Source organism: Actinacidiphila acidipaludis (assembly GCF_019890725.1).
In the GTDB taxonomy this organism is placed as follows: domain Bacteria; phylum Actinomycetota; class Actinomycetes; order Streptomycetales; family Streptomycetaceae; genus Actinacidiphila; species Actinacidiphila acidipaludis.
In genome coordinates this window covers 1-469 of sequence record NZ_JAINZZ010000154.1, presented here as the reverse complement: position 1 = coordinate 469, position 469 = coordinate 1, and the positions used below count along the sequence as shown (strand labels likewise).

The 469-nt window shown below is 70.1% G+C and carries 1 protein-coding gene; it reads left to right on the top strand.

The genetic code is table 11. From position 1 onward, the window contains the following. The coding region (locus tag K7862_RS37105) for a P-type ATPase actuator domain-containing protein (protein WP_443611940.1) at window positions 1–469 on the top strand (469 nt) is incomplete at both ends.

Sequence of the window (469 nt, the reverse complement as noted above, 5' to 3'; positions counted from 1 at the left end):
TCGCGTCGGTGGACGAGTCGGCGATCACCGGCGAGTCGGCGCCGGTCATCCGCGAGTCCGGCGGCGACCGGTCCGCGGTCACCGGCGGCACCAAGGTCCTCTCGGACCGCATCGTCGTGAAGATCACCTCGAAGCCCGGCGAGACGTTCATCGACCGGATGATCGCCCTCGTCGAGGGCGCCGCCCGGCAGAAGACACCCAACGAGATCGCGCTGAACATCCTGCTCGCCTCGCTCACCATCGTCTTCCTGATCGCCGTCGTCACCCTCCAGCCCTTCGCGGCCTTCGCCGGCGCCGAGCAGTCCATCGTGGTCCTCGTCGCCCTCGTCGTCGCCCTCATCCCCACCACCATCGGCGCCCTGCTGTCGGCCATCGGCATCGCGGGCATGGACCGCCTGGTGCAGCGCAACGTCCTGGCCATGTCCGGACGCGCGGTCGAGGCCGCCGGCGACGTCAACACCCTGCTGCT